Annotated in this window: 23 protein-coding genes; 19 read left to right on the top strand and 4 right to left on the bottom strand. The window is 72.6% G+C overall.

Features of this window, described 5'->3' with window-relative positions; translation table 11 throughout:
* Positions 1-51 precede the first annotated feature (51 nt).
* Complete coding sequence (locus ABT171_RS03965; RefSeq protein ID WP_351239518.1) at positions 52-735, bottom strand: SGNH/GDSL hydrolase family protein; 684 nt, start codon at positions 733-735, stop codon at positions 52-54.
* A 113-nt stretch (positions 736-848) separates the two neighbouring features.
* Here ABT171_RS03965 and ABT171_RS03960 point away from each other — a divergent pair, with 113 nt between their 5' ends.
* Entirely contained in the window at positions 849-1,841 is a 993-nt protein-coding gene (locus ABT171_RS03960; protein WP_351239516.1) for a WD40 repeat domain-containing protein, read from the top strand.
* Between the two features lie 63 nt (positions 1,842-1,904).
* A complete protein-coding gene (locus ABT171_RS03955) occupies positions 1,905-2,873 on the top strand; it encodes an alpha/beta fold hydrolase (RefSeq protein ID WP_351239514.1) in 969 nt (322 codons plus the stop codon).
* Positions 2,874-2,944: 71 nt separating this feature from the next.
* Here the strand turns inward: ABT171_RS03955 and serC are convergent, their stop codons facing one another.
* Positions 2,945-4,063, bottom strand: coding sequence for a phosphoserine transaminase (gene serC / locus ABT171_RS03950; protein ID WP_351239512.1), 1,119 nt, complete (start codon positions 4,061-4,063; stop codon positions 2,945-2,947).
* Between the two features lie 157 nt (positions 4,064-4,220).
* Between serC and ABT171_RS03945 the strand changes: the two genes are divergently transcribed.
* The 16 genes from ABT171_RS03945 to ABT171_RS03870 all read left to right on the top strand — a co-directional run bounded on the left by ABT171_RS03945 (position 4,221) and on the right by ABT171_RS03870 (position 23,244).
* Positions 4,221-7,304 (top strand): FAD-binding and (Fe-S)-binding domain-containing protein, encoded by a 3,084-nt coding sequence (locus ABT171_RS03945; protein WP_351239510.1) that lies wholly within the window; start codon positions 4,221-4,223, stop codon positions 7,302-7,304.
* Between the two features lie 70 nt (positions 7,305-7,374).
* Entirely contained in the window at positions 7,375-7,575 is a 201-nt protein-coding gene (locus ABT171_RS03940; protein ID WP_351239508.1) for an SCO3870 family protein, read from the top strand.
* A 52-nt stretch (positions 7,576-7,627) separates the two neighbouring features.
* Positions 7,628-8,410, top strand: a complete 783-nt coding sequence (locus ABT171_RS03935; RefSeq protein WP_351239506.1) for a metallophosphoesterase family protein — start codon at positions 7,628-7,630, stop codon at positions 8,408-8,410.
* 203 nt (positions 8,411-8,613) lie between these two features.
* Positions 8,614-9,546, top strand: a complete 933-nt coding sequence (locus ABT171_RS03930) for an EamA family transporter (protein ID WP_351239504.1) — start codon at positions 8,614-8,616, stop codon at positions 9,544-9,546.
* Between the two features lie 37 nt (positions 9,547-9,583).
* Complete coding sequence (locus ABT171_RS03925; RefSeq protein WP_351239502.1) at positions 9,584-9,922, top strand: hypothetical protein; 339 nt, start codon at positions 9,584-9,586, stop codon at positions 9,920-9,922.
* Positions 9,923-10,023: 101 nt separating this feature from the next.
* Complete coding sequence (locus tag ABT171_RS03920; protein ID WP_351239500.1) at positions 10,024-10,266, top strand: hypothetical protein; 243 nt, start codon at positions 10,024-10,026, stop codon at positions 10,264-10,266.
* Between the two features lie 330 nt (positions 10,267-10,596).
* Positions 10,597-11,865: an eCIS core domain-containing protein gene (locus tag ABT171_RS03915; RefSeq protein ID WP_503073360.1), complete on the top strand. Its 1,269-nt coding sequence runs from the start codon at positions 10,597-10,599 to the stop codon at positions 11,863-11,865.
* Positions 11,866-11,949: 84 nt separating this feature from the next.
* Positions 11,950-12,744, top strand: a complete 795-nt coding sequence (locus ABT171_RS03910; protein WP_351239498.1) for a TIGR03084 family metal-binding protein — start codon at positions 11,950-11,952, stop codon at positions 12,742-12,744.
* Entirely contained in the window at positions 12,741-14,417 is a 1,677-nt protein-coding gene (locus ABT171_RS03905; RefSeq protein ID WP_351239496.1) for an acyclic terpene utilization AtuA family protein, read from the top strand. Before ABT171_RS03910 ends, ABT171_RS03905 begins: the two co-directional genes overlap by 4 nt.
* Positions 14,414-16,012, top strand: a complete 1,599-nt coding sequence (locus tag ABT171_RS03900; RefSeq protein ID WP_351239494.1) for an acyl-CoA carboxylase subunit beta — start codon at positions 14,414-14,416, stop codon at positions 16,010-16,012. The genes ABT171_RS03905 and ABT171_RS03900 overlap by 4 nt, the downstream gene beginning before the upstream one ends.
* An 8-nt stretch (positions 16,013-16,020) precedes the next feature.
* The gene (locus tag ABT171_RS03895) at positions 16,021-17,865 is read left to right on the top strand and encodes an acetyl/propionyl/methylcrotonyl-CoA carboxylase subunit alpha (protein ID WP_351239492.1); all 1,845 of its coding nucleotides are present in this window, start codon (positions 16,021-16,023) and stop codon (positions 17,863-17,865) included.
* Between the two features lie 7 nt (positions 17,866-17,872).
* Entirely contained in the window at positions 17,873-19,033 is a 1,161-nt protein-coding gene (locus ABT171_RS03890) for an acyl-CoA dehydrogenase family protein (protein ID WP_351239490.1), read from the top strand.
* A gap of 23 nt (positions 19,034-19,056) precedes the next feature.
* Positions 19,057-20,625, top strand: a complete 1,569-nt coding sequence (locus ABT171_RS03885; protein ID WP_351239488.1) for a 4-coumarate--CoA ligase family protein — start codon at positions 19,057-19,059, stop codon at positions 20,623-20,625.
* A complete protein-coding gene (locus tag ABT171_RS03880) occupies positions 20,622-21,359 on the top strand; it encodes an enoyl-CoA hydratase family protein (protein ID WP_351239486.1) in 738 nt (245 codons plus the stop codon). Before ABT171_RS03885 ends, ABT171_RS03880 begins: the two co-directional genes overlap by 4 nt.
* Before the next feature lie 4 nt (positions 21,360-21,363).
* Positions 21,364-21,963: a TetR/AcrR family transcriptional regulator gene (locus ABT171_RS03875; RefSeq protein WP_351239484.1), complete on the top strand. Its 600-nt coding sequence runs from the start codon at positions 21,364-21,366 to the stop codon at positions 21,961-21,963.
* 246 nt (positions 21,964-22,209) lie between these two features.
* The gene (locus tag ABT171_RS03870) at positions 22,210-23,244 is read left to right on the top strand and encodes an isopenicillin N synthase family dioxygenase (RefSeq protein ID WP_351239480.1); all 1,035 of its coding nucleotides are present in this window, start codon (positions 22,210-22,212) and stop codon (positions 23,242-23,244) included.
* Between the two features lie 97 nt (positions 23,245-23,341).
* Here ABT171_RS03870 and ABT171_RS03865 read toward each other — a convergent pair whose 3' ends face one another.
* Positions 23,342-24,442 carry a citrate synthase 2 gene (locus ABT171_RS03865; RefSeq protein WP_351239478.1) on the bottom strand — a complete coding sequence of 367 codons (1,101 nt, stop codon included), beginning with the start codon at positions 24,440-24,442 and terminating at the stop codon, positions 23,342-23,344.
* Between the two features lie 194 nt (positions 24,443-24,636).
* Between ABT171_RS03865 and pdxH the strand changes: the two genes are divergently transcribed.
* Positions 24,637-25,323 carry a pyridoxamine 5'-phosphate oxidase gene (pdxH, locus tag ABT171_RS03860; RefSeq protein WP_351239476.1) on the top strand — a complete coding sequence of 229 codons (687 nt, stop codon included), beginning with the start codon at positions 24,637-24,639 and terminating at the stop codon, positions 25,321-25,323.
* A 23-nt stretch (positions 25,324-25,346) separates the two neighbouring features.
* On the opposite strand, the gene ABT171_RS03855 is transcribed toward pdxH, so the two are convergent.
* Positions 25,347-26,747 (bottom strand): PAS domain-containing protein, encoded by a 1,401-nt coding sequence (locus tag ABT171_RS03855; RefSeq protein WP_351239474.1) that lies wholly within the window; start codon positions 26,745-26,747, stop codon positions 25,347-25,349.
* Positions 26,748-26,845: the final 98 nt, after the last annotated feature.

Below are 26,845 nucleotides of genomic sequence, written 5' to 3'. Positions count from 1 at the left end.
AGCCGCGCACTTCAACGATACGCACGGTGACCTGGAGACGCCGGAATCCGGTCAATCCGTTCCGGCCGCGTACACGTGTCCGACCCCCCACGCCTCCCGCATCGCCCCCGCGAAGGCCCCCGCGATCCGGTGCTCGCCGCTCGCGTTGGGATGGGTGCCGTCGTAGGTGTCGGTGCGGATGTCGTACCCCTCCGGCCGCGAGGCCAGCAGGATCGGGGAGCGGGGCTCGTCCAGGTCGGCCACGCACTTCGCCAGCAGGTCGTTGAAGAGGTCCACCTGCGCGGCGAACGGCTCGTCCACCTCGGCGCGGATGTTCGGTATCACCGGCAGCAGCACCATGCGGATGCGCGGCTCGGCCTCCCGGGCCCCCGCTATGAAGGCGCGTACGTTCTCCGCCGTCTGCTCGGCGTTGGTGTAGAAGCCCAGGTCGATCAGGCCCAGCGAGACCAGCAGCACGTCCGCCCGGTGGGCCCGCACGGCGTCGCCGATCAGCGGGGCCATGTGCAGCCAGCCCTCGCCCCAGCCCGCCAGGTGGCGGCGCGGGAAGCCGGGGTCGGCGTAGGCGAGGGACGCCGGGGCGTCGGCCGCCTTGTCGTACAGCTCCTCGCGCGGGCCGACGAAGGTGAACGGGCCGTCGTACGCGTCGCGCAGATGACGCCACAACCGGTAGCGCCATGTGTGCTCGCCGGCGCTCCCGATCGTCATGGAGTCACCTACGGGCATGAACCTGAGCATCCGCTCATGATGGACGATCACGCACACCGATGGGATGTGAGGCCCACCACGTACGACGACCCCCTGCGGGAACCCGTCCGGTGAACCCGCGGGGGGAATGGCACGCTTGGGACATGCGTCGATCGTTCGCCGTTCTCGCCGGGGTGCTGCTCGCCGGTGCCTGCGTGCTGCCCGCCTCCGCCGCCGACGGGGACGGCGACCAGGGGTTCACCCTCAAGGACCCGCGGATCACCGAGTCCAGCGGGCTCGCCGCCTCGCACCTGCACCCCGGCGTCTACTGGACGCACAACGACAGCGGCGACGGGCCGTACCTCTACGCCGTGGACAGCCGGAGCGGGAAGACCGTCGCCCGGATCACCCTGCGCGGCATCGGCTCGCCGCGGGACGTCGAGGCCGTCTCCATCGGGCCGCACAACGAGATCTACCTGGGCGACATCGGCGACAACTTCGGCGGCAGGTGGCCGTACGTGTGGATCTACCGGCTGCCCGAACCGAAGGAGCTGAAGGACCAGACGGTCACCGCCACGCAGTACGTCGTGAAGTACGCGAACGGGCCGCGGGACGCCGAGTCGCTGATCGTCCACCCGAAGACCGGGCGGGTCTACATCATCGACAAGAAGGAGGACGGCGGGCACCTGTACGAGGGCCCGGCCACCCTCTCCGCCTCCGGCGCGAACATCTTCAAGCCGATCGCCCCGGTCGACCTCTGGGCCACGGACGCGGCCTTCTCGCCGGACGGGCGGCAACTCGCCGTGCGCGGGTACCTGGGCGGGATCCACTACGACTGGAACGGCGGCCGCATCAAGCGCGCGGGCCAGCTCGACGTGCCCTTTCAGGGGCAGGGAGAGGGCATCACGTACTCCGTCGACGGGACCACGCTGCTGTACAGCAGCGAGGGCGCGGACAGCGAGGTGGTGGCGAAGGCCGCGCCGGGCCGGAGCGCCGCCGAGTCGCCGTCCGGCGGCGGGGGTTCGGCCACGGCCGGGGCCGGGATCGGCGGCGGGTTCGGGATCGGGAGCGGTGGGGGCCTGACGGTCGGTGCCGTCGTCGTCGCGGTCGGAGCGCTCGCCCTCTTCGGGCTGCGGAGGCTGCGGCGGCGCGGCTGAGGGGCCCCGGCGACACGTAGCCGACCAGCAATTGCATGCAACGTACAGGCGTAGGCTCGCCCCATGGTTGAGCACCGCATGATCGACGTGAACGGTATCCGGCTGCACATCGCGGAGCAGGGCGAGGGCCCGCTCGTCGTGCTGCTGCACGGCTTCCCGGAGTCCTGGCACTCCTGGCGCCACCAGTTCGGGCCACTGGCCGCCGCCGGGTTCCGGGTCGTCGCCCCGGACCAGCGCGGATACGGCCGCAGCGATCACCCGGAGGATGTGGACGCGTACAGCATCCTCCATCTCGTCGGGGACGTGGTCGGGCTGATCCACGCCCTGGGCGAGAAGGAGGCGTTCGTCGTCGGCCACGACTGGGGCGCGCCGGTGGCCTGGCACACCGCGCTGCTGCGGCCCGACGTGGTGCGCGGCGTCGCGGGGCTGAGCGTGCCGCCGCCGTTCCGCGGGGAGCGACCGCCGCTCGCCGCCATGCAGGAGCGGTTCGGCGGGCGGTTCTACTGGAACTACTTCGACCGGCCGGGGGTCGCCGACGCCGAGTTCGGCAGGGACGCCCGCACCGCCCTGCGCAAGCTGTTCTACTCGGCCTCCGGTGACGGCCCCGGCGCCGGCCGCCCCGACGCGGCCCTGGTCACCGACCCGGAGCGGGGCTGGCTCGCGGACATGGCCGACCCGGAGACGCTGCCGGACTGGTTCACCGAGGCGGACCTGGACGAACTCACCGACAGCTACGCCAAGGGCTTCACCGGCGCCCTGAACTGGTACCGCAACCTGGACCGCAACTGGGAGCTGACCGCGGCCTGGCACGGCGCGGTCGTCAGCCGGCCCGCGCTGTACATGTACGGCGACCGCGACCTGGTCCCGGCCTTCCCGGGCACCCCCGAACTGATCGCGAGGCTGCCGGAGCTGATGCCCGATCTGCGTCGCGAGCCGATCGTGCTGCCGGGCTGCGGCCACTGGACGCAGCAGGAGCGGCCGGAGGAAGTGAACGCCGCGTTGACCGAGTTCCTGACGGAGCTGCGGGGCTGAGACCGGCGCGTGGCACGAGCGAGGGGCGCCCGGCGTGCACCGGGCGCCCCTCGCCGTCGTAGCTCCAGCCGCTAGAGCTTCTCGATCACGTAGTCGACGCACTTCGTCAGCGCCTCGACGTCCGCCGGGTCGATCGCCGGGAACATCGCGACGCGCAGTTGGTTGCGGCCGAGCTTGCGGTACGGCTCGGTGTCCACGATGCCGTTGGCGCGCAGCACCTTGGCGACGGCGGCCGCGTCGATCTCGTCCGCGAAGTCGATCGTGCCGATGACCTGCGAGCGCTTGGCCGGGTCGGCGACGAACGGGGTGGCGTACTTGGACTCCTCGGCCCAGGAGTACAGGCGGGTCGAGGAGTCCTTGGTGCGGGCCGTGGACCAGGCGAGGCCGCCCTGGCCGTTGAGCCACTCCAGCTGCTGGTTGAGGAGGAAGAGCGTGGCCAGCGCGGGGGTGTTGTACGTCTGGTTCTTGCGGGAGTTGTCGATCGCGGTCGGGAGCGAGAAGAACTCCGGGACGTGCCGGCCGGACGCGTGGACGCGCTCGGCACGCTCGATCGCGGCCGGGGAGAAGACGCCGATCCACAGGCCGCCGTCGGAGGCGAAGGACTTCTGCGGGGCGAAGTAGTAGACGTCGGTCTCGGCGATGTCGACCGGGAGGCCGCCGGCGCCGCTCGTCGCGTCCACGAGGACGAGCGCGCCCTCGTCGGCCCCTTCGACCCGCTTGATCGGCATGGCGACGCCGGTCGAGGTCTCGTTGTGGGTGAAGGCGTAGACGTCGACGCCCGCCTCGGCCCGCGCCTCGGGGTGGGTGCCGGGGTCGGCGGAGACCACGGTCGGCTCGGCCAGCCAGGGCGCAAGCTTGGCGGCCTTGGCGAACTTGGAGGAGAACTCGCCGAAGGTGAGGTGCTGGGACTTGTTCTCGATCAGACCGTGGGTGGCGATGTCCCAGAAGGCGGTCGAGCCGCCGTTGCCCAGGACCACCTCGTAGCCCTCGGGGAGGGAGAACAGGGAGCTGATGCCCTCACGGACCTGGCCCACCAGGTTCTTGACGGGGGCCTGGCGGTGTGAGGTGCCCAGGAGGGACGTGCCGGTGGCGGCGAGGGCGTCCAGCGCCTCGGTGCGCACCTTGGAGGGACCAGCGCCGAAGCGTCCGTCGGCGGGCTTGATGTCAGCGGGGATCTGGATGTCGGCCACGAGTCGGAGGGTATCCCGCGGGGCGAAACCGGGCACACCAGCGTCCGTCGGATGAGACGAGATCACCGAAGCGTGGACTTGTGAAGTAGTACGACGATATGCGCAGGGCTGTGGAAAACTTTCGGTGACTGTCCGTGAGCGGATGCATCCTGGACGCATGACGGATCACTCGGGTCTCGAAGCGGAGCTGCGCGGTGCCGTCCGGGGCGATGTCGGTTTCGACACCACCTCCCGGGCGCTGGTCACCATGGACGCGTCCAACTACCGGCGTGTCCCGCTGGGCGTGGTCTCCCCGAGAGACGCCGACGACGTGGCCGCCGCACTGGAGGTCTGCCGGGCGCGCGGGGTGCCCGTGGTGGCACGCGGCGGCGGCACGTCGATCGCCGGGCAGGCGACCGGCACCGGCGTGGTGCTGGACTTCACCCGGCACATGAACGCCCTGCTGGAGCTGGATCCGGGCACCCGTACGGCCGTCGTGCAGCCGGGGCTCGTCCTCGACCGGCTCCAGGAGGCCGCCGCACCGCACGGCCTGCGCCTCGGCCCGGATCCCGCCACGCACAGCCGGTGCACGCTCGGCGGAATGATCGGCAACAACTCCTGCGGCTCGCACTCGGTGGCCTGGGGGACGACCGCGGACAGCGTGCGCGAGCTGTCCGTCATGACCGCGCGGGGACGCCGGCTGCGGCTCGGACGGGACTGGGCGGGCGCGCCGGAAGGACTGCGCGAGCTGGCGGACGGCGAACTGGCCCGCCTGCGCACCGGCTTCCCGGACCTGCCCCGCCGCATCTCCGGATACGCACTGGACGCACTGCTGCCCGAGAAGGGCGCGGATGTCGCCCGCTCCTTCTGCGGTTCGGAGGGCACCCTCGGCATCCTCACCGAAGCCGTCGTCCAGCTGGTGCGCGCCCCCCGCGCACGCGCCCTGGCCGTGCTGGCGTACGCCGACGAGAGCGCCGCGGCCGAGGCCGCCGCCGGGCTGCTGCCGCTCGGCCCGCTGACGGTGGAGGGCATGGCGGCCGACCTGGTGCGCTCGCCGGCCGGACTGCCCAAGGGGGGCGCCTGGCTCTTCGTGGAGACCGGCGGGGAGTCACCGGCCGAGGCACGCGCGCGTGCGGAGGACATCGTCCGCGCGGCCGACGTCGTCGACTCCCTGGTGGTGACGGACCCGGCCGCCCAGCGCGCCCTGTGGCGCATCCGCGAGGACGCGAGCGGCACGGCCACCCGGATGCCGGACGGCGGTGAGGCCTGGCCCGGCTGGGAGGACTGCGCGGTGCCCCCCGCCCGGCTCGGCGCCTATCTCCGGGACTTCCGCGCCCTGCTGTCGGCGCACGGCCTGCGCGGCACGCCGTACGGCCACTTCGGCGACGGCTGCATCCACGTCCGTATCGACTTCGACCTGCTCACCGAGGCCGGCGTCGGCCGCTTCCGCCGCTTCTCCGAGGAACTGGCCGACCTGGTGGTGCAGCATGGCGGCTCGCTGTCCGGGGAGCACGGCGACGGGCAGGCCCGCGCGGAGCTGCTGCCGCGCATGTACGGCGCCGAGACGGTCCGGCTCTTCGAGCGGGCCAAGGCGGTCTGGGACCCCGACGACCTGCTCAACCCCGGCATGCTGGTCCGCCCCGCCCCGCTCGACACCGGCCTCCGCTTCTCCGTGCTGCCGCGAGGACCCGTCGACGTGGCCTTCGGCTACCGTGCCGACGGCGGCGACTTCCGTGCGGCCGTCCGCCGCTGCGTCGGCGTCGCCAAGTGCCGTACGACCACGGCGGCCGGCCCCGCTGTGATGTGCCCGTCCTTCCGGGCGACCGGCGAGGAGGAGCACTCCACCCGCGGCCGCGCCCGGCTGCTGCACGAGATGCTGGCCGGCGAGCTGGTCACCGACGGCTGGCGCTCGACGGAGGTCCGCGACGCCCTCGACCTGTGTCTGTCCTGCAAGGGCTGCCGCTCCGACTGCCCGGTCGGCGTGGACATGGCCACCTACAAGGCGGAGTTCCTGCACCACCACTACGCCGGCCGCCGCCGCCCCGCCGCCCACCTCGGCATGGGCCGCCTGCCGTACTGGCTGAGCTGGGTGGCCCGCACCCACACGGCCTCCCTGCTCAACGCCCTCGCCTCGGTGGCCCCGTTGGCCCGCGCGGGGAAGCGGCTGTGCGGGATCACGGCGGAGCGGGAAATCCCCCGGCTGGCGACGGAGACGTTCACCGGCTGGTGGCGCCGGAGGAAGGCGGGGCGGGGGGTGGTCGGTTTGGTGTCGGGGTCGGGTGGTTCGGTCACCGGGTCGGGTAGCTCGGTCAGTGAGGTGGGCGGTTCGGTGCCGAGGTCGGGTAGTTCGGTGCCGGGGGCAAGTGGTCCGGGGCAGGAGGCCGACCGCTCCGGTCCGGGTGGTGACCTGGTCGTCCTCTGGCCGGACACCTTCACCGAGCACCTGTCCCCGTCCGTCGGCCGGGCCGCCGTCCGGGTGCTGGAGGCGGCCGGCCTGCGCGTGACCCTCCCGCCCACCCTCCGGCCCCGTCGGGGAGCGATCGGTGACGGCCGCACCCGGGCCGCCACCGCGCTCCTCGCCGCCCGCCGGGCCCGGGTCTGCTGCGGCCTCACCTACATCTCCACCGGCCAACTCGACCGTGCCCGGAGCGTCCTCAAGCGCACGCTCGACCTCATGGACCCGGTGCTGCGAGCGGGCGTCCCGGTCGTCGTCCTGGAACCGAGCTGCGCGGCCGCCCTGCGCACCGACCTGCCCGAGCTGCTGTCCGACGACCCCCGGGCGGCCGAACTCGCCTCGCTGGCCGAGACGTTCGCCGAGACCCTCGAACGGCACGCCGCGCACTGGCGCCCTCCCGTCGTCGGCCGCCCGGTCGCCGGCCAGACCCACTGCCACCAGCACGCGGTGCTCGGCGACACCCCCGACCGCCGGCTGCGCGAGGCCGCGGGCCTCACCGGCGAGCTGAGCGGCGGCTGCTGCGGCCTCGCGGGCAACTTCGGCTTCGAAGAAGGCCACTTCGAGGTGTCGAGAGCCTGTGCGGAGGAACAACTCCTCCCCGCCGTCCGCGAAGCAGCCGAGCAGACGGTGATCCTGGCCGACGGCTTCTCCTGCCGCACCCAGCTGGAACAGCTGGCCGGGGTGCGGGGCCTGCATCTGGCGGAGGTGCTGGCGCAGGCGCTGGAGAAGCAGGAGGAGGAAGGGGAGGAAACGGAGAGGAGACAGGGAGGACAAGAGAGGCGTCCGGGTACGCGCAGGGACGGCTGACGGGGATGGCCGAGGGCAGATACATAGACTCGGGAGCGACCAGTCGTCTCACAGATCGGAGGAACTGCCCATGAACAAGGTCCCGTTCGCCTCCCTGACCGCCGCGATCGCCGCGCTCGGCACGGCTCTCGCCTTCCTCACGCTCCAGCTCCGCGCAGGGGGCTACGAGCCGTATGTCGAATCCGTGGCCACCGCCAGCATCGTGATGTACGTCACCGCGGCTCTCGTCGCGGTGACATGGGTCCGCGACGGCCGGCGGCAGTCGAACTGACCTCAGCCGGGAGCGGGAGCGGGGGCGCTGGAACGGAAACCGGGGGAATGAAGTGACGGAGTACTACGGCAGGTTGGCGGTCCTCTCCGACATCCACGGAGTACTGCCCGCCCTGGAGGCGGTCCTGGCGGAACCGGAGGTGGCCGCGGCCGACCGCATCGTCCTCACCGGCGACATCACGGCGGGCCCCCAGCCGGCCGAGGTACTGGACCTGCTGCGGGAGCAGGGCGACCGGGTGCTGTGGCTGGCGGGGAACGCCGACCGGGAGCTGGTGGAGTACCGGCGCGGGGAGCGCACCGGGATACCCGACCCCATCGGGCCGTTCGCGGCCCGGGCCCTGCGCGAGGACCAGGTGGACTTCCTCGCGGCGCTCCCCAGGACCCTCACCCTGCGCGTCCGCGGTCTCGGCACGGTCCTGTTCTGCCACGCCACCCCGCGCGACGACGAGGAACTGGTCCTGGTGGACTCCCGTCCGGCCCGCTGGTCGGAGGTCTTCACCGGACTGTCACCCGACGTCGGCACGGTCGTCTGCGGCCACACCCACATGCCCTACGTCCGCCTCGCGCAGGGCCGCCTGGTGGTCAACCCCGGCAGCGTCGGCATGCCCTACGGCCGCCCCGGCGCCCACTGGTGCCTCCTCGGCCCCGGCACCGACCTGCGGGTGACGCCGTACGACATACCGGCGGCCGTCGCCCGGCTGACCGCGGAGTGCGCCTACCCGGACATCGCCGCGTGGGCCGACTACCACCTGCACGCCCGGGCGACCGACACCGAGGTGCTGGCGGAGTGGGGGCCCAAGGACGGACGGGAGGACTCCGCGCGCGGGCGGACATGACCATCCACCGGCACTGGCACTGGCACTGGCACCGGCACCGGTAACGGCACCGGTCCGCCGGTGGGCGTACGCCAAGGGGTCCACGCCGGTGTCCCACCATCCGGGACAGTGCCGTAAAGGGTTCACGCTCCTGTCGAAGTCCATTACCCTGGACTTGGCAGTACATCGCGATGAACGAACTCGATCAAGCACCAGGACCGCCCGTGACCGTCACCTCCAGCACCACCACGCAGACCCCGGTCACCCCCGTCCCAGGACCGCGCCGCTTCGGCTCGCTCGGGCCGGTCGGGCTGGTCCTGTCCGGCGGTATCTCCGTCCAGTTCGGCGGAGCCCTCGCGGTGACGCTGATGCCGCGGGCCGGCGCACTCGGCGTCGTCACCCTGCGGCTGCTCGCGGCGGCCGTCGTCCTCCTCCTGGTCTGCCGTCCCCGGCTGCGCGGCCACTCCCGCGCCGACTGGGGCACGGTGACCGCCTTCGGTATCGCCATGGGCGCGATGAACGGCCTCTTCTACGAGGCGGTCGCCCGTATCCCGCTGGGTCCGGCGGTCACCCTGGAGGTCCTCGGCCCCCTGGCCCTCTCGGTGCTGGCCTCCCGCCGCGCGATCAACGCGCTGTGGGCGGGACTGGCCCTGCTCGGCGTCTTCCTGCTGGGCGGCGGCGGCTTCAGCAACCTCGACCCCGTAGGTGTCGCATTCGCCCTGGGCGCCGGAGCCATGTGGGCGGTCTACATACTCTTCAGCGCCCGTACGGGCCGCCGTTTCCCCCAGGCGGACGGCCTGGCCCTGGCCATGGCGGTGGCCGCCCTCCTCTTCCTCCCCGTCGGCGTGACCGCGGCAGGCACCCGTCTGCTGGACCCCACCACCGTGGCCCTCGGCTCGGCGGTGGCCCTGCTCTCCTCGGTCCTCCCCTACACCCTCGAACTCCTCGCCCTGCGCCGCCTGCCCGCCTCCACCTTCGCGATCCTGATGAGCCTCGAACCGGCTCTCGCGGCGACGGCGGGCTTCCTCATCCTCGGCCAGTCCCTGTCCCTGCCGGAGGCGGGCGCCATCGCCCTGGTCATCGCAGCGAGCATCGGCGCGGTCCGGACCCAGGTGGGCCGGGGCAAGACCCGCGTGGAAACCGCCCCGGAGGCCTGACGTCCCGCCTCGCCGCGAGCCACGCCATGCCGAAGCCGTGACCTACTTCATGTACGACACCACGGGCGAGGAAATCGACGAACCCGGCGAGGAGCAAATCCGCGCGATCCTCGCCGAGTTGGGCAACGGCGACGAGGAACACCCGGACGTGTCCCTGCAACATGAGTCCGGCTGGTCGCTGACTGTCTTCCCGGGCAGGCTCGTTCGCTGGCAGAACGTGGATTCCGCGTCGCCGGAACCGCTGGACGCGATCCTTCCGTCCTGGGACGCCGTTGTCGGACTGCTGCTCCTGACCGCCCGCGGTGAAACCGAACCGGTCACTTCCCGGCTGTCGCAACAGGGCCCGGATCCGACAGGTCGGCCAGTGACAAGCTGAAAGGGGCTCACCGAGGGAACTTGGACCCGACTCTGAGGGGGGCTCACCCGCTCGGATGCGCTCGGCGAGCAACTGCTTGCGGGGGTGTGCATGGTGAGTTCATGAACACTACACCTCACCTCAAGAAGGCCGTTTCCCGGATTCCGCGAGTATTCGCGGTGAGTGCCGCCGTGGGCATCGCCTGTGCGGCGGGGGTGGCAACTGCCACGTCCGCCGTGGCGGCGACACCCGCCACGCACGTCGCCGTGAAGGCCGCCCCAGCCTACGGCCACGGCGGCGGGGAAGGCGGGGAGCACTTCCAGTGCGGCAACGGCCTGCTCGACCTGCTCAACTTCTGCAACTGACCGACAACCGGCGGTAGTTCCCGACCGCCAGCCCCACAACCGCACATGGAAGCAGTAAACCCACCCATCCACCCCAGGGCGGTCAGGACCAGAGGGAACCCCTCTCCCTGGCCGCCCTGCCGACCGACACCGACGGCCTGCCGGTGGCAACAGGCGGCTGCTTCCCGCCCGTTCACCCGGACGGGACGAGGTGTGTCCACCGGCGGAAGCGGCCGGACCGGCTGCGTACGCTGCCCTCGCGCGCACTCGACTCTGCCCCTGCGGACCTGGCGCCCACGGTGGTGCGCCCGGTAGTCAGGTGGAGTCGGAACCGGCGTGGGGAGTAGGTCTGTGCGAGCGAGGGACACGTCCAAGCAGCCGAAGCGCGACACACCGCGGCGGGCCAAGGGAGGCCGGGCCGCCGAAGAGCCGGCGCTGCCCCCGCTCATGGGCCTGCAGGGCACCATCGGCAATGCGGCCGTGGTGCAGAGGCTCCGCACGGCAGGGCACCTCGCCGAGGAGGAGGGGGAGCAGCACACCGCCGACCACGAGCAGGGGGAGAGCGAGCACCGCCCCGCCGTGCAGCGGTCCGCGGTGCACGACGTTCTGCGCGGGCCGGGGCAGCCGCTCGACGACGCCACCCGCACCGACATGGAGGCACGCCTCGGCACGGACTTCTCCGACGTACGCATCCACAGCGGCGCCGCGGCGAGAGCCTCCGCCGCCGAGATCGGGGCCCGCGCCTACACCTCGGGCAGCCATGTGGTCATCGGCGCCGGTGGCGGGGACCGGCACACGCTCGCCCATGAGCTGACCCACGTCATCCAGCAGCGCACGGGCCCCGTCGCGGGCACCGACAACGGGGCGGGACTCAAGGTCTCCGACCCCTCCGACCGGTTCGAACGCGAGGCGGAGGCCAACGCCCGCCGGGTCATGTCCGCCGGCCCGTCCGTGCAGCGTGCCGCGCCGCCCGCCCCCGGGGAGCCGTCGCACGCGCGGCCCGCGGTCCAACGCGTGGTCGAGTCGGGAAACCGTCCCGCGATCACCCATCAGGACCCGAACGACGACTGGTTCGCCGACAACACCACCGCGGCCCGCGCCGACGGCCTCGTCCTGAGCGGTCACGGCGGCTGGGAGAGGGTGGACGGCTACTTCCGGGTGCCCAGGGGAACGAGGGTGCACTTCTACACGGTGCACGGGCAGACCGTCCCGGACGATCTCGGCGGCGACGTGGAGCAGGGCAACAACCAGGGCGGCAGCGTGGAGCAGGGGCAGCGGGCCGGCGCCGCCCGCACCGTGGTGGGCGGCCGGAGCGTGTCCAACTACCGGATCTCCTACCCCGCCGGGCTCACCATCAGGGGCAACCCGGTGGTGGCCACTCCCGTGGCCGGCGGCTACGACGTCGAACTCGACCCGGGAACCCCGGCGGCCACCGTCATCCGCGTGGCCACGCTCACCGACCAGCGGCTCGCCGGCCACTCGATCGTGTTCGACGGCGATGTCCTGCTGAGCGACATCCTCCACGAGAACATGGGCGACGTGCACTTCGCGGCCTGCCGCTTCGTGGAGACCGGCCGCCCGGGAACCAGGAACCAGGGGGACGGCCTCTTCAACCCCTAGCCCTCCTACCCCTGGCTCTCCCCGCTCCCTCATTTTCATGCAAGCGTGCTTGATTGTTTCTGGGGCCGCTGCCATGCTCCTCTCATGGCCGACCCCACGCCCGTCATCGACGACCTGCGCGCGGAGAGCGAGGAACTCGACCGGCTCGCCGCCGAGTCGGGCCCCGAACAGTGGGCGCTGCCCACTCCCGCACCCGGCTGGACCCTCGCCCACCAGATCGCCCATCTGGCCTGGACCGACCGCTCGGCGCTGCTGGCCGTCACCGACGCGGACGCCTTCCAGTCGCTGATCGAGAAGGCGCTCACCGCCCCCGACTCGTTCGTGGACCAGGGCGCGGAGGACGGCGCCCGTCTCCCGCCCGCCGAGCTGCTGGCGCAGTGGCGGGCGGGACGTGACGCGCTCGACCGGGCCCTGCGCACCGCCCCACCCGGCGCCCGCTTCCCCTGGTACGGCCCGCCCATGTCGGCCGCATCCATGGCGACGGCCCGCCTCATGGAGACCTGGGCCCATGGGCTGGACATCGCCGATGCGCTGGGTGTGGTCCGCCCACCCACCGATCGGCTCAGGCATGTGGCACGGCTCGGGGTGCGGACGCGCGACTTCGCCCACACCGTCCACGGGCTCACCCCACCCGCCGACGAGTTCCGGGTGGAGCTCACAGCGCCCTCCGGCGCGTTGTGGGCCCACGGCCCCGAAGGCGCCCCGCAACGCGTCACCGGCCCCGCCCTCGACTTCTGCCTCCTCGTCACCCAGCGCGCCCACCGCGCCGACCTCGCCCTGACCGCCGTCGGCCCGGACGCCGACCGCTGGCTGGACATCGCGCAGGCCTTCGCGGGCCCGCCCGGCACCGGCCGCCCACCGAAGGGGGCCCCGGCGTGACGGTGCTGCGCATCGGCAACTTCTCCGGCTTCTACGGCGATCGCGCAGGCGCCCTGCGCGAGATGCTCACCGGCGGCGAGGTGGACGTCCTCACCGGCGACTACCTCGCGGAACTCACCATGCTGATCCTCGCCCGCGACCGGCTGAAGGACCCCTTGGCCGGATACGCCCGCACCTTCCTGCGCCAGCTGCAGGACTGTCTCGGCCTCGCCCGGGAACGCGGCGTGCGGATCGTCACCAACGCCGGCGGACTCAACCCGGCCGGACTCGCCGACGCCGTCAGGACGTTGGCCGACCGGCTCGGCATCCCGGCCGCCGTCGCGCACGTCGAGGGCGACGACCTCACCCCCCGCCACCCCGGTGCCCTCGCCGCCCACGCCTACCTCGGCGGCTTCGGCATCGCCGAGTGCCTGCGCGCCGGCGCGGACATCGTCGTCACCGGGCGCGTGACCGACGCGGCCCTCGTCACCGGGCCCGCCGCCGCCCACTTCGGCTGGCGGCCCGGCGAGTACGACCGGCTCGCGGGCGCCGTGGTCGCCGGGCACGTGCTGGAGTGCGGGACGCAGGCCACCGGCGGGAACTACGCGTTCTTCCGGGAGGCCGACACGCGCCGGCCCGGCTTCCCGCTCGCCGAGATCCACGCCGACGGCAGCAGTGTCGTCACCAAGCACCCCGGCACCGGCGGCCTGGTCGACGTCGGCACGGTCACCGCCCAGCTGCTGTACGAGACCGGCGGCGGCCGGTACGCCGGGCCCGATGTCACCGCCCGGCTGGACACCGTACGGCTGAGCCAGGAAGGCCCGGACCGGGTGCGGATCGAGGGCGTGCGCGGGGAGGCGCCGCCGCCGACGCTCAAGGTCGGCCTCAACCGGCTCGGCGGCTTCCGCAACGAGGTCGTCTTCGTCCTCACCGGGCTCGACATCGAGGCCAAGGCCGAGCTGGTGCGGGCGCAGCTCACCGATGCGCTCGCCGAGTCGTCGCCCGCCGAGGTCCGTTGGGAACTGGTCCGCACCGACCGGGCCGACGCCGACACCGAGGAGACCGCGAGCGCCCTGCTGCGGCTCGTCGTGCGGGACGCGGACGAAGGGGTCGTCGGGCGGGCGCTGAGCGGGGCCGCCGTGGAGCTGGCGCTCGCCAGCTACCCGGGCTTCCATGTGCTGTCCCCACCCGGAAAGGCCGACCCTTATGGGGTCTTCGAGGATGTGTACGTCCCCCATGGTGCCGTGGACCATAGGGCCGTCCTCCACGACGGCCGCCGTATCGCTGTGCCGCCGCCCCAGGAGACGCGGGCCCTGGACGACGTACCGCCCCCGCCCCTGCCCGAGCCGCTGCCGGCCGGTCCGACCCGGCGGGCGCCGCTCGGGCTGGTCGCCGGCGCCCGCAGCGGGGACAAGGGCGGCAACGCCAACGTCGGCGTGTGGGCCCGTACCGAGGACGCCTGGCGGTGGCTCGCGCACGAGCTGACCGCCGAAAGGTTCCGGCAGCTGATCCCCGAGAGCCGGGAGCTGCCCGTCACCCGGCACGTGCTGCCCCACCTCCGCGCGGTCAACTTCGTCGTCGAGGGCATCCTCGGCGCGGGCGTCGCCGCCCGGCACCGCTTCGACCCCCAGGCCAAGGCGCTCGGCGAATGGCTGCGCTCCCGTCACCTGGACATCCCGGAGGCCCTGCTGTGACCACCCTGACCTCGGCTCTGGACCCGGGCAGCCCCGGCCACCGGGCCCACCGCGAGGCCATGCTCGCCAAGCTCGCCGAACTGGAGACCGAGCACGCCAGGGCGCTCGCGGGCGGCGGTGAGAAGTACGTCGCCCGGCACCGCGGACGCGGCAAACTGCTCGCCCGCGAACGCATCGAGCTGCTGCTCGACCCGGACACGCCCTTCCTGGAGCTGTCCCCGCTGGCCGCCTGGGGGAGCGACTACACCGTGGGCGCCTCGCTCGTCACCGGCATCGGCGTGGTCGAGGGCGTGGAGTGCCTGATCACCGCCAACGACCCGACCGTGCGCGGCGGCGCGAGCAACCCGTGGAGCCTGAAGAAGGCCCTGCGCGCCAACGACATCGCCCTCGCCAACCGGCTGCCCTGCATCAGCCTGGTGGAGTCGGGCGGCGCGGACCTGCCGTCGCAGAAGGAGATCTTCATACCCGGCGGCGCGATCTTCCGGGACCTCACCCGGCTGTCCGCGGCCGGGATTCCGACGATCGCGGTCGTCTTCGGGAACTCCACCGCCGGGGGCGCCTACATCCCCGGCATGTCCGACCACGTGATCATGGTCAAGGAGCGGGCGAAGGTCTTCCTCGGCGGGCCCCCGCTGGTGAAGATGGCCACCGGCGAGGAGAGCGACGACGAGTCCCTGGGCGGCGCCGAGATGCACGCGCGCGTGTCCGGCCTCGCCGACCACTTCGCCGTCGACGAGCCGGACGCGCTGCGCCAGGCGCGCCGCGTGGTCGCCCGCCTCAACCACCGCAAGGCGTACCCGGACCCCGGCCCGGCCGAGCCGCCCCGGTACGACCCGGAGGAACTCCTCGGCATCGTCCCCGGCGACCTCAAGATCCCCTTCGACCCGCGCGAGGTCATCGCCCGGATCGTCGACGCCTCCGACTTCGACGAGTTCAAGCCGCTGTACGGGACCAGCCTGGTGACCGGCTGGGCGAGCCTGCACGGCTACCCCGTCGGGATCCTCGCCAACGCGCAGGGTGTCCTGTTCAGCGCCGAGTCGCAGAAGGCCGCCCAGTTCATCCAGCTCGCCAACCAGCGCGACATCCCGCTGCTCTTCCTGCACAACACCACCGGCTACATGGTCGGCAAGGAGTACGAGCAGGGCGGGATCATCAAGCACGGCGCGATGATGATCAACGCGGTCAGCAACAGCAGGGTCCCGCACCTGTCCGTCATCATGGGGGCGTCGTACGGCGCCGGGCACTACGGCATGTGCGGACGCGCCTACGACCCCCGCTTCCTGTTCGCCTGGCCCAGCGCCAAGTCCGCCGTCATGGGCCCCCAGCAGCTCGCCGGCGTGCTGTCGATCGTCGCCCGCCAGTCGGCCGAGGCGAAGGGACAGCCGTACGACGAGGACGCGGACGCCGCCCTGCGCGCGCTGGTGGAGCAGCAGATCGAGTCCGAGTCGCTGCCGATGTTCCTGTCCGGGCGGCTGTACGACGACGGCGTCATCGACCCGCGCGACACCCGCACCGTCCTCGGCCTGTGCCTGTCCGCCGTCCACACCGCCCCCTACGAGGGCGCGCGCGGCGGCTTCGGCGTCTTCCGGATGTGAGGCAGAACGTGATCAGGACACTGCTCGTGGCCAACCGGGGCGAGATCGCCTGCCGGATCTTCCGCACCTGCCGTGCGTGGGGAATCCGGACGGTCGCCGTGCACTCGGACGCCGACGAGAACGCGCTCCACGCGCGCGTGGCCGACACGGCGGTACGACTGCCGGGCGCGGCGCCCGCCGAGACGTATCTGCGCGGCGACCTGGTGGTGAAGGCGGCCCTGGCCGCCGGCGCGGACGCCGTGCACCCCGGCTACGGCTTCCTCTCCGAGAACCCCGGCTTCGCCCGCGCCGTCCTCGACGCCGGCCTGACCTGGATCGGCCCGCCCCCCGAGGCGATCGAGGCGATGGCGTCCAAGACGCGGGCGAAGAAGCTGATGGGGCTCGCGCCCCTGGCCGAGGTGGGTGAGTCCGACCTGCCGGTGCTGGTGAAGGCGGCCGCCGGCGGCGGGGGGCGCGGGATGCGGGTCGTGCGCCGCCTGGAGGAGCTGGGCGCCGCACTGGAGGGCGCGCGCGCCGAGGCCGCGAGCGCCTTCGGTGACGGTGAGGTGTTCGTCGAGCCGTACGTCGAGAACGGCCGGCACATCGAGGTACAAGTGCTCGCCGACGCGCACGGCACGGTGTGGGCGCTGGGCACCCGCGACTGCTCCCTCCAGCGCCGCCACCAGAAGGTCGTCGAGGAGGCTCCGGCGCCCGGTCTCCCGGCAGAGCTGGAGGAGGAGTTGCGCACGCTGGCCGTACGCGCCGCGCGCGCCGTCGCGTACGTCGGCGCGGGCACGGTGGAGTTCCTGGTGGCCGACGGCAAGGCCCACTTCCTGGAGATGAACACCCGCCTCCAGGTCGAACACCCCGTCACGGAAGCCGTGTTCGGCCTCGACCTGGTCGCCGAACAGATCCGCGTCGCGGAGGGCCACCGCCTCGCGGCCGACCCGCCACGCGCGCGGGGCCACGCCGTCGAGGCCCGCCTCTACGCCGAGGACCCGGCGAACGGCTGGGCCCCGCAGACCGGCACCCTGCACCGCCTGACGGTCCCCGGCGTACGCCTCGACACGGGCTACGGCGACGGAGACGACATCGGCGTCCACTACGACCCCATGCTCGCCAAGGCCGTCGCCCACGCCCCCACGCGCGCGGAGGCGATCCGCCAACTCGCGGGCGCACTGGAGCGCGCGGTGATCCACGGCCCGGTCACCAACCGGGACCTGCTGGTGCGCTCGCTGCGCCACGAGGAGTTCACGAGCGGCCGCATGGACACCGGCTTCTACGACCGCCACCTCGCCGAACTCACCGAGCCCGTCCCCGACCCGTACGCCCCCCTGGCCGCCGCCCTCGCCGACGCCCACGGCCGCTCCCGCTTCGGCGGCTGGCGCAACGTTCCCTCCCAGCCGCAGGCCAAGCGGTACGCGATGGCGGGGCAGGAGCACGAGGTCCGCTACCGGCACACCCGGGAGGGCCTCGCGGCCGACGGGGTGCGGGTCGTGCAGGCCGGGCCGCACCTGGTCGTACTCGAAGTGGACGGAGTGGAACGGAAGTTCACGATCACCCGCTACGGCGAAGAGGTGTACGTGGGCGCCACCCGGCTCACCGCCCTGCCCCGCTTCCCCGACCCCACCGCCCAGCTCGCCCCCGGCTCCCTGCTCGCGCCGATGCCGGGCACGGTCGTCCGCATTGCCGAGGGCCTCACGGAGGGGGCAACGGTTCAGGCCGGTCAGGGCCTCATATGGGTGGAGGCGATGAAGATGCAGCACCAGATCTCGTCACCGGTCACCGGCGTGCTGAGCGCTTTGCACGCGGGGACCGGTCAGCAGGTGGAACCAGGAACGTTGCTCGCCGTAGTGCAGGAAACCTCTTCATAGGAGCCGCATGTCTCCCGTCGTCGAAACCGAAGAGCACCAAGCCCTCCGCTCCGCCGTGTCCGCCCTCGGCAACCGCTACGGCCGCGACTACCTCACCCGCGCCATCACCGAGGGCCGCCACCCCACCGAACTCTGGTCCGAGGCCGGCAAACTCGGATACCTCGGCGTCAACCTCCCCGAGGAGTACGGAGGCGGAGGCGGCGGCGTCACCGAACTGTCCATCGTGCTGGAGGAACTGGGAGCAGCGGGATCCCCCCTGCTGATGCTCGTCGTCTCCCCGGCCATCTGCGGCACCGTGATCTCCCGGTTCGGCACCGAGGACCAGAAACGCGCCTGGCTCCCCGGCATCGCCGACGGCACTCGCCTCATGGCCTTCGGCATCACCGAACCCGACGCCGGCTCCAACTCCCACCGCATCACCACCACCGCCCGCCGGGACGGCACCGACTGGCTGCTGACCGGGCGCAAGGTGTTCGTGTCGGGCGTGGACCAGGCCGACGCCACGCTCATCGTCGGCCGCACCCACGACGCCCGCACCGGCTCCCTCAAACCCTGCCTCTTCATCGTCCCGCGCGACACCGAAGGATTCTCCCGGCGCCCCATCGACATGGAGCTCAACGCCGCCGAGAAGCAGTTCGAGCTGGTCCTGGACGACGTACGGCTCCCGGCGGACGCCCTCGTGGGCGACGAGGACGCCGGCCTGCTGCAGCTGTTCGCCGGGCTCAACCCCGAGCGCATCATGACGGCCGCCTTCGCGATCGGCATGGGCCGGTACGCGCTCGCCAAAGCCGTCGAGTACGCCCGCGACCGCACCGTCTGGAAGACACCCATCGGCGCCCACCAGGCCATCGCCCACCCCCTGGCGCAGGCGCACATCGACCTGGAACTGGCCCGGCTGATGACACAGAAGGCGGCCCACCTCTACGACACGGGCGACGACCTCGGCGCGGGCGAGGCCGCCAACATGGCCAAGTACGCGTCCGCCGAGGCCTGCGTGAAGGCCGTCGACCAGGCCGTGCACACCCTCGGCGGCAACGGGCTCACACGGGAGTTCGGGCTCGCCTCGCTGATAACGGCCGCACGCGTGGCTCGTATTGCCCCGGTGAGCCGGGAGATGATTCTCAACTACGTCTCCCACCAGACCCTGGGCCTGCCCAAGTCGTACTGACAGGACCCGTGCGAGGAGGAACCGTGTTCCGCAGCGAGTACGCAGACGTTCCGCCCGTAGCACTGCCCATCCACGACGCCGTCCTGGGACACGCCGCCGGCTTCGGCGCACGCCCCGCCCTCGTCGACGGCACGGACGGCACCACCCTCACGTACGAGCAGGTCGACCGGTTCCACCGGCGCCTCGCCGCCGCACTCGCCGACGCGGGCGTCCGCAAGGGCGACGTCCTCGCCCTGCACAGCCCCAACACCATCGCCTTCCCGACCGCCTTCTACGCCGCCACGCGCGCGGGCGCCTCCGTCACCACGGTGCACCCGCTCGCTACGCCCGAGGAGTTCGCCAAACAGCTCGGCGACAGCCGCGCCGGCTGGATCGTCACCGTCTCACCCCTGCTGGAGACGGCCCGCCGCGCCGCCGAACTCGTGGGCGGCGTACGGGAGATCTTCGTCTGCGACAGCGCGCCCGGACACCGCTCGCTGATCGACCTGCTCGCCACCACCGCCCCCGAACCGCACGTCACCCTCGACCCGGCCGAGGACATCGCCGTACTGCCGTACTCCTCCGGCACCACCGGCATCCCCAAGGGGGTCATGCTCACCCACCAGCAGATCGCCACCAACCTCGCCCAGCTGGAACCGGCGGTACCGAACGGACCGGACGAGCGCATCCTCGCCGTGCTGCCGTTCTTCCACATCTACGGCCTCACCGCGCTGATGAACGCGCCCCTGAGGAAGGGCGCCACGGTCGTCGTCCTGCCCCGCTTCGACCTCGACACCTTCCTCGCCGCCATCGAGCAGCACCGCATCACCGGCCTGTACGTCGCCCCGCCGATCGTCCTCGCCCTCGCCAAGCACCCCGCGGTCACCCGCTACGACCTCTCCTCCCTGAAGTACGTCATCAGCGCCGCCGCCCCACTGGACGCCGCCCTCGCCCGCGCCTGCTCCGAACGGCTCGGCCTGCCCCCGATCGGCCAGGCCTACGGCATGACGGAACTGTCCCCCGGCACCCACGTCGTCCCCCTCGACCGGCTGCGCGACGCCCCCGCCGGCACCGTCGGCAGGCTCATCGCCGGCACCGAGATGCGCATCGTCTCCCTCGACGACCCCGGCAAGGACCTCGGCACCGGCGAGGCCGGCGAGATCCTGATCCGCGGCCCCCAGGTGATGAAGGGCTACCTCGGCCGCCCCGACGCCACCGCCGCGCTGATCGACGCCGACGGCTGGCTGCACACCGGAGACGTCGGCCACGTGGACGAGGACGGCTGGCTCTTCGTCGTCGACCGCGTGAAGGAACTCATCAAGTACAAGGGCTTCCAGGTGGCCCCCGCCGAACTGGAGGCCCTGCTGCTCACCCACCCCGGCATCGCCGACGCCGCCGTCATCGGCTCCCGCGACGACGACGGCAACGAGGTCCCGCACGCCTTCGTCGTCCGGGCCGAGACCGCCGACGACCTGACCGAGAACGAGATCATGCTCTACGTCGCCGAACGCGTCGCCCCGTACAAGCGCGTGCGCCGGGTCACCTTCCTCCACACCGTGCCCCGCGCCGCCTCCGGAAAGATCCTGCGCCGACAGCTCCGGGAGCGCACATGACCGCACCGATCACCCGCACACGCGCGCGTGGCGTCGAAACCCTCGGTCTCGACGCCACCGACACCCGCAACGCCCTGTCCGCCACCCTCGTGGACGGGCTCACCGACGCCCTGACCGACTGCGCGAAGGACCCGGACGTCCGCGCCGTCGTCCTCACCCACACCGGCACCACCTTCTGCGCCGGCGCCGACCTGCGCGACCCACCCCACCCGGACGCCCTGGCCGGCCTCCTCCGCCAGATCCTGGAGCTGCGCAAACCCGTCGTCGCCCGGGTCAACGGCCACGTCCGCGCGGGCGGCCTCGGCCTCCTGGCCGCCTGCGACATCGCCGCCGCCGCCACAACGGCCACCTTCGCCTTCACCGAGGTCCGCATCGGCGTGGCCCCCGCGGTGATCTCCCTCCCGGTGATCCCGCGCGCCGACCCGCGGGCCCTGGCCCGCTACTACCTCACCGGCGAACGCTTCGACGCGCGCGAGGCCGTACGCGTCGGACTGGTCACCGTCACCGCCGACGACGTCGACGAAGCCCTCGCCCCGGTCCTCGACGGCCTGCGCCGCGCCTCCCCCCAGGGCCTGGCCGAGACGAAATCGCTGCTCACGGCTAGGGTGCTGGAAACGTTCGACCGGGACGCGGCGGAACTGACCGCGCTCTCGGCCCGGCTGTTCTCCTCCGCCCAGGCCCGGGAGGGGATGACGGCCTTCCTGGAAAGACGGGATGCGGCATGGGTGGTGTGACCACATGAACACGACGGTGGAACGCGACCGCGTACCCAAACAGGACCGCAGCCGGGCCACCCGGCAGCGGCTCCTGGAGGCCGCCGTGGCCTGCCTGGCCGAACACGGCTGGGCGGGCTCCACCGTCGCCGTCGTCGCCGAACGCGCCGGCGTCTCCCGCGGCGCCGCCCAGCACCACTTCCCGACCCGCGAGGACCTGTTCACGGCCGCCGTCGAGTACGTCGCCGAGGAGCGCTCCACCGCCCTGCGCGCCCTCTTCCCGGCCGGCCCCGCCGACCGCCGCGCGGTGGTCTCCGCCCTGGTCGACCTCTACACCGGCCCCCTCTTCCGCGCCGCCCTGCACCTGTGGGTCGCCGCCAGTGACGAGGACCACCTGCGCCCGCGGGTGACCGAACTGGAGGCCCGTGTCGGCCGCGAGACCCACCGCATCGCCGTCGACCTGCTCGGCGCCGACGAGTCCCGTCCCGGCGTCCGCGAGACCGTCCAGGGCCTGCTCGACATGGCCCGCGGCCTCGGCCTCGCCAACCTCCTCACCGACGACACCGCCCGCCGGGAACGGGTCGTCGCCCAGTGGGCCGACCTGCTGGACCGGTCCCTGGGCTGAGCCGTCGTCAGTGGTGCCGTGCCAGTGAAGTGGGACACACCCGGATCCGGCAGGTGGCAGTACCCTTGCCGCATGCTTCCGATGCTCGTTCGACGCCGCCACGTGGACTACGTGCGCGTCACGAGCATGGGCTGTCGCCATTCGGCCTGATTCAGCCCCTTTTTCTTCCCCTTTTTACGGCATCCTGGGCGCCGCCCTTACCCTCGGCGGCCTGCCCGTGGCCCACACACCCCTGTGGACGCACCCATGACGACGCACACCGCGACGACGACCTCGTCGTACGACCAGCTCCCCGTGATCGACCTGTCTGCCGCCGACCGCGGCCCCCAGGCCCGCGCACTGCTCCACGCCCAACTGCACAGCGCCGCGCACGACGTCGGCTTCTTCCAGCTCGTCGGACACGGAGTGACCTCGGCCGAGACCGACGCGCTGCTCACCGCCATGCGCGCCTTCTTCACCCTCCCCGAGGCCGACCGCCTCGCCCTCGACAACATCAACTCGCCCCACTTCCGCGGCTACACCCGCACCGGCGACGAACGCACCGCCGGCGCCCGCGACTGGCGCGACCAGCTCGACATAGGCGCCGAACGCCCCGCCCGTGTCCCCGCCCCCGGCGAGCCCGCGTACTGGTGGCTGCAGGGCCCCAACCAGTGGCCCGCCGCCCTCCCCGAACTCCGCACGGCGGCCCTCTCCTGGATCGACAGGCTCAGCGGAGTCGCCCACCGCCTCCTGCACGAGCTGCTGACGGCCATCGGCGCCCCGGCCGACTTCTACGACCCGGTCTTCGGCGACCACGCCCACCCGCACCTCAAGCTCGTCCGCTACCCCGGCAGCGCGGGCGACGGCACCGACCAGGGCGTGGGCGCCCACAAGGACTACGGCTTCCTGACCCTGCTCCTGCAGGACACGGTCGGCGGCCTCCAGGTCCAGCGCGAGGACGGCCGCTTCCACGACGTCCCGCCCATCGACGGCGCCTTCGTCGTCAACCTCGGCGAACTCCTGGAAGTCGCCACCAACGGCTACCTTCTGGCCACCAACCACCGCGTGGTGAGCCCGCCCGGAGCGACGGAACGCTTCTCGGTCCCGTTCTTCTACAACCCCCGCCTGGACGCCAGGGTCGAGCCCCTGCCCTTCCCGCACGCCGCCGAGGCCCCCGGCATCACCACCGATCCCTCGAACCCCCTGTACGCCGAGTACGGCTACAACGAACTCAAGGGCAAGCTGAGGGCACACCCGCTGGCGGCGGAGAAGCACCACGCGGAGTTGCTGGCGGCAGCGTGAAAGACAGGCCCCGAAGGGGCCGTCTTTCAGGGGCGCGGGGAACTGCGCGACCAGCCACAACCGGCCCGCGCTCGCCCGCGCTCCTGAGCCACCCCTCTCAGTGGGCGATCTCTCCGTACCCCTCGATGTCCTCCGGCCTGCGCGGCCCAGGCCCCACATACCTCGCAGAAGGCCGTACAAGGCGTCCCGTCCGCTTCTGCTCCAGAATGTGCGCCGACCACCCGGCCGTACGGGCACACGTGAACATCGACGTGAACATGTGCGCCGGAACTTCGGCGAAGTCCAGCATGATCGCCGCCCAGAACTCCACGTTGGTGGCCAGCACCCGGTCCGGCCGGCGGTTGTGCAGTTCCTCCAGCGCCGCCTTCTCCAGCGCCTCGGCGATCTCGAACCGCGGAGCACCCAGCTCCCGCGCCGTACGCCGCAGCACCCGCGCCCGCGGATCCTCCGCCCGGTACACCCGGTGCCCGAACCCCATCAGCCGCTCACCCCGGTCCAGGGCCTGCCTGACGTACGCCTCCGCGTCCCCCGTCCGCTCGATCTCCTCGATCATCCCGAGCACCCGCGACGGCGCACCGCCGTGCAGCGGCCCCGACATCGCCCCGACCGCCCCGGACAGCGCGGCAGCGACATCCGCACCCGTCGACGCGATCACCCGGGCCGTGAAAGTCGACGCATTCATGCCATGCTCAGCGGCGGACGTCCAGTACGCGTCCACGGCCGCCACATGCTTCGGATCCGGCTCGCCCCGCCAGCGGATCATGAACCGCTCCACGACCGACTTCGCCTTGTCGATCTCCCGCTGCGGCACCATCGGCAGGGTCTGCCCCCGCGCCGACTGCGCGACGTACGACAGCGCCATCACCGCGGCCCGCGCCAGGTCCTCCCGCGCCTGCCGCTCGTCGATGTCGAGCAGCGGCTTCAGCCCCCACACCGGCGCCAGCATGGCGAGCGCCGACTGCACATCCACGCGGATGTCACCGGAGTGCACCGGGATCGGGAACGGCTCGGCGGGCGGCAGACCGGGATTGAAGGCCCCGTCGACCAGCAGCCCCCACACGTTCCCGAACGAGACATGACCGACCAGGTCCTCGATGTCGACGCCCCGGTAGCGCAGGGCGCCGCCCTCCTTGTCGGGCTCGGCGATCTCCGTCTCGAACGCGACGACTCCCTCAAGTCCGGGTACGAAATCGGACATCAGGCGGCTCCTCGTGATGTGGTCGGCGGCGGTCACCCCGGTGATGCCCCGATCGGCCGGTGGTCACCCAAACCGCAAGGGAACCAGCACGATAACCCCCAGTGTCACACTTGGGGAGCCCGTACGACACTCAGTGCCAGAGCGGTTCCGCACCGTCTCGACGGCACGCACCGCACGTACGGCAAGATGACCGCGTGACCGACCGCGAACCCCTCCTGGACCCCCTCTTCGACCCGGCCGCCATGCGCAAGCAGTACCGGGCGGAGGGCCTCGCCGAACAGGACCTCGCCACGCACCCGATGGACCAGTTCGCCCGCTGGTTCGAGGACGCCGCCCGGGCGGCCCTGCACGGCACGGTCTACGAACCCAACGCGATGGTCGTCTCCACGGCGGACGCGGCCGGACGCCCCAGCTCGCGCACGGTCCTGATGAAGCAGTTCGACACCGAGGGCTTCGTCTTCTACACCAACTACGACTCCCGCAAGGCCCGCGACCTCGCCGAGAACCCGCACATCTGCCTGCTCTTCCCCTGGCACCCGCTCGCCCGCCAGGTCATCGTCACCGGCACCGCCCACCGCACCGGCCGCGACGAGACCGCCGCCTACTTCCGCAGCCGCCCGCACGGCTCCCAGCTGGGCGCCTGGGCCAGCGCCCAGTCCTCGGTGATCGCCTCCCGCACCGAACTGGACACCGCCTACGCCGACCTGGAGGCCCGCTACCCCGAGGACGAGCAGGTCCCCGTCCCCCCGCACTGGGGCGGCTACCGCATCATCCCGCAGGCCATCGAGTTCTGGCAGGGCCGCGAAAACCGCCTCCACGACCGGCTGCGGTACGTCCGCCGGCCCGACGGCCACTGGGCCGTGGAGCGCCTCAGTCCCTGAGCGGCGCCGGGCCACCCGGAGGCCTACGTGTCCCGCACCGCCTCCGCCAGATCCAGCGCCGCCGCGATCCGGGCCGCCACATCCTCCGCATAGGCCGTGTCGGACCGCTCGAAGCGGCTGCGGCCCGAGCCGCGCAGGAACGTCACCACGCCCAGCGTCCGCCCTCGGCTGCGCAGCACCGCGCACAGGGCGTGCACCGCGTCACCGGGCCACTGCCGGGCCAGCGCCCACTCCCGCGCCTGTTCCGCCGGAACCGACCCGGCGTCCGCGCGCACGGCCCCGGCCCGCTCCACGCACTGCAGCGCCGGATGCCCAGCCTCGTACCGCACGGGCAGCCCGGCCGCTCCCGTCAGCAGGCTCGGCCCCGGCGCTCCGGCGGGCGTCGCGGCGAGCCGCACCAGCCGTACGGCCGCCTCCTCGTCGCCCCCCGGGCCCTCCGAGCGCGGGGAGGGCGCCGTACGGTCGATCAGCGCGTGGTCGGCGAAGCCCGCGAGGGCGAAGTCCAGGTGGACGACGGCCGCCTCGGCCGGGTCCTCGCACTCGGCGGCGGCCCGGGCGGCCCGGTGCAACTGGTTCGTACGGAACCGCAGCAGCGCCGCCTCCTGCTCGCCCCGCTTGGCCTCGGTGACGTCCTGGAACAGCCAGCCGACACCCAGCGGCACCGGCTCCTCCGCGAGCGGTGAGGCCAGCCGCACGAACCCGTTCCGCCAGCAGCGCCGCTTCTCGCCCTCCGCGGTGCGCACGGCCACCCACATCTCGGCGGGCGCGGGCGGCGCACCCTCGGCCAGCACATGGGTGAGCGCGGCCTCCAGCTCCTCCACACCCTGGGCGAGCAGCTCGCCGAGCGGCCTGCCCAGCGCGGACGTACGCCCGATCCCGAGGGCGCGTGCCGCGTGCGCGTTGACGACGGCCGGGCGCAGATCGGCGTCGATCAGTACGACGCCCCACGCCGCGTCCTCGAACAGCGCCTCGCTCAGCGCGATCGACCGCTCCAGATCGATCTGGGCGTGCACCTCGCTGAACGCGCAGTACACCCCGGCCGGCTTCCCCTCGGGCCCGCGCACGGCGGCCGACTGCGTCCGTACGAGCACCCGCCCGCCGCCCTTCGTGACCAGCGCGAACTCATGCACCTGGCGCCCGGGCGCGTGCATCGCCGACATCAGCCGGGCCTGCACCTCCTCGGCGTCGGCACTGCGCACCGCCCACCCGGCGAACCCGTGCCGCCCGACCGCCTCGGCGGCCGTCCAGCCGAGGATCCGCTCGGCTTCCCGGTTCCAGTGCGTGACGACCCCGTCCGCGTCGAAGGCGCACAGCGCCGCGTCCATGCCGTCGAGCAGCGCGGCGAGCAGATCGGAGCCCCCGGACTCACCGGGCTCGTCCGGCCCCAGCTCATCGGTGGTCCCACTCCGCCGCGAAGCACTCACCTGGACCCCCTGGAGGCTGCGTTACATCCGGCCTTCATTCAACTGGAACGTGACCCAGCCCACATCCTGTTCCCGCAAGATTGAGGGAGTCAATGCGC

The organism is Streptomyces sp. NPDC001851 (assembly GCF_040297165.1).
Classification (GTDB): Bacteria; Actinomycetota; Actinomycetes; order Streptomycetales; family Streptomycetaceae; genus Streptomyces.
The sequence above is the reverse complement of the archived record's forward strand: the minus strand, read 5'-3'. Positions and strand labels throughout refer to the sequence as shown.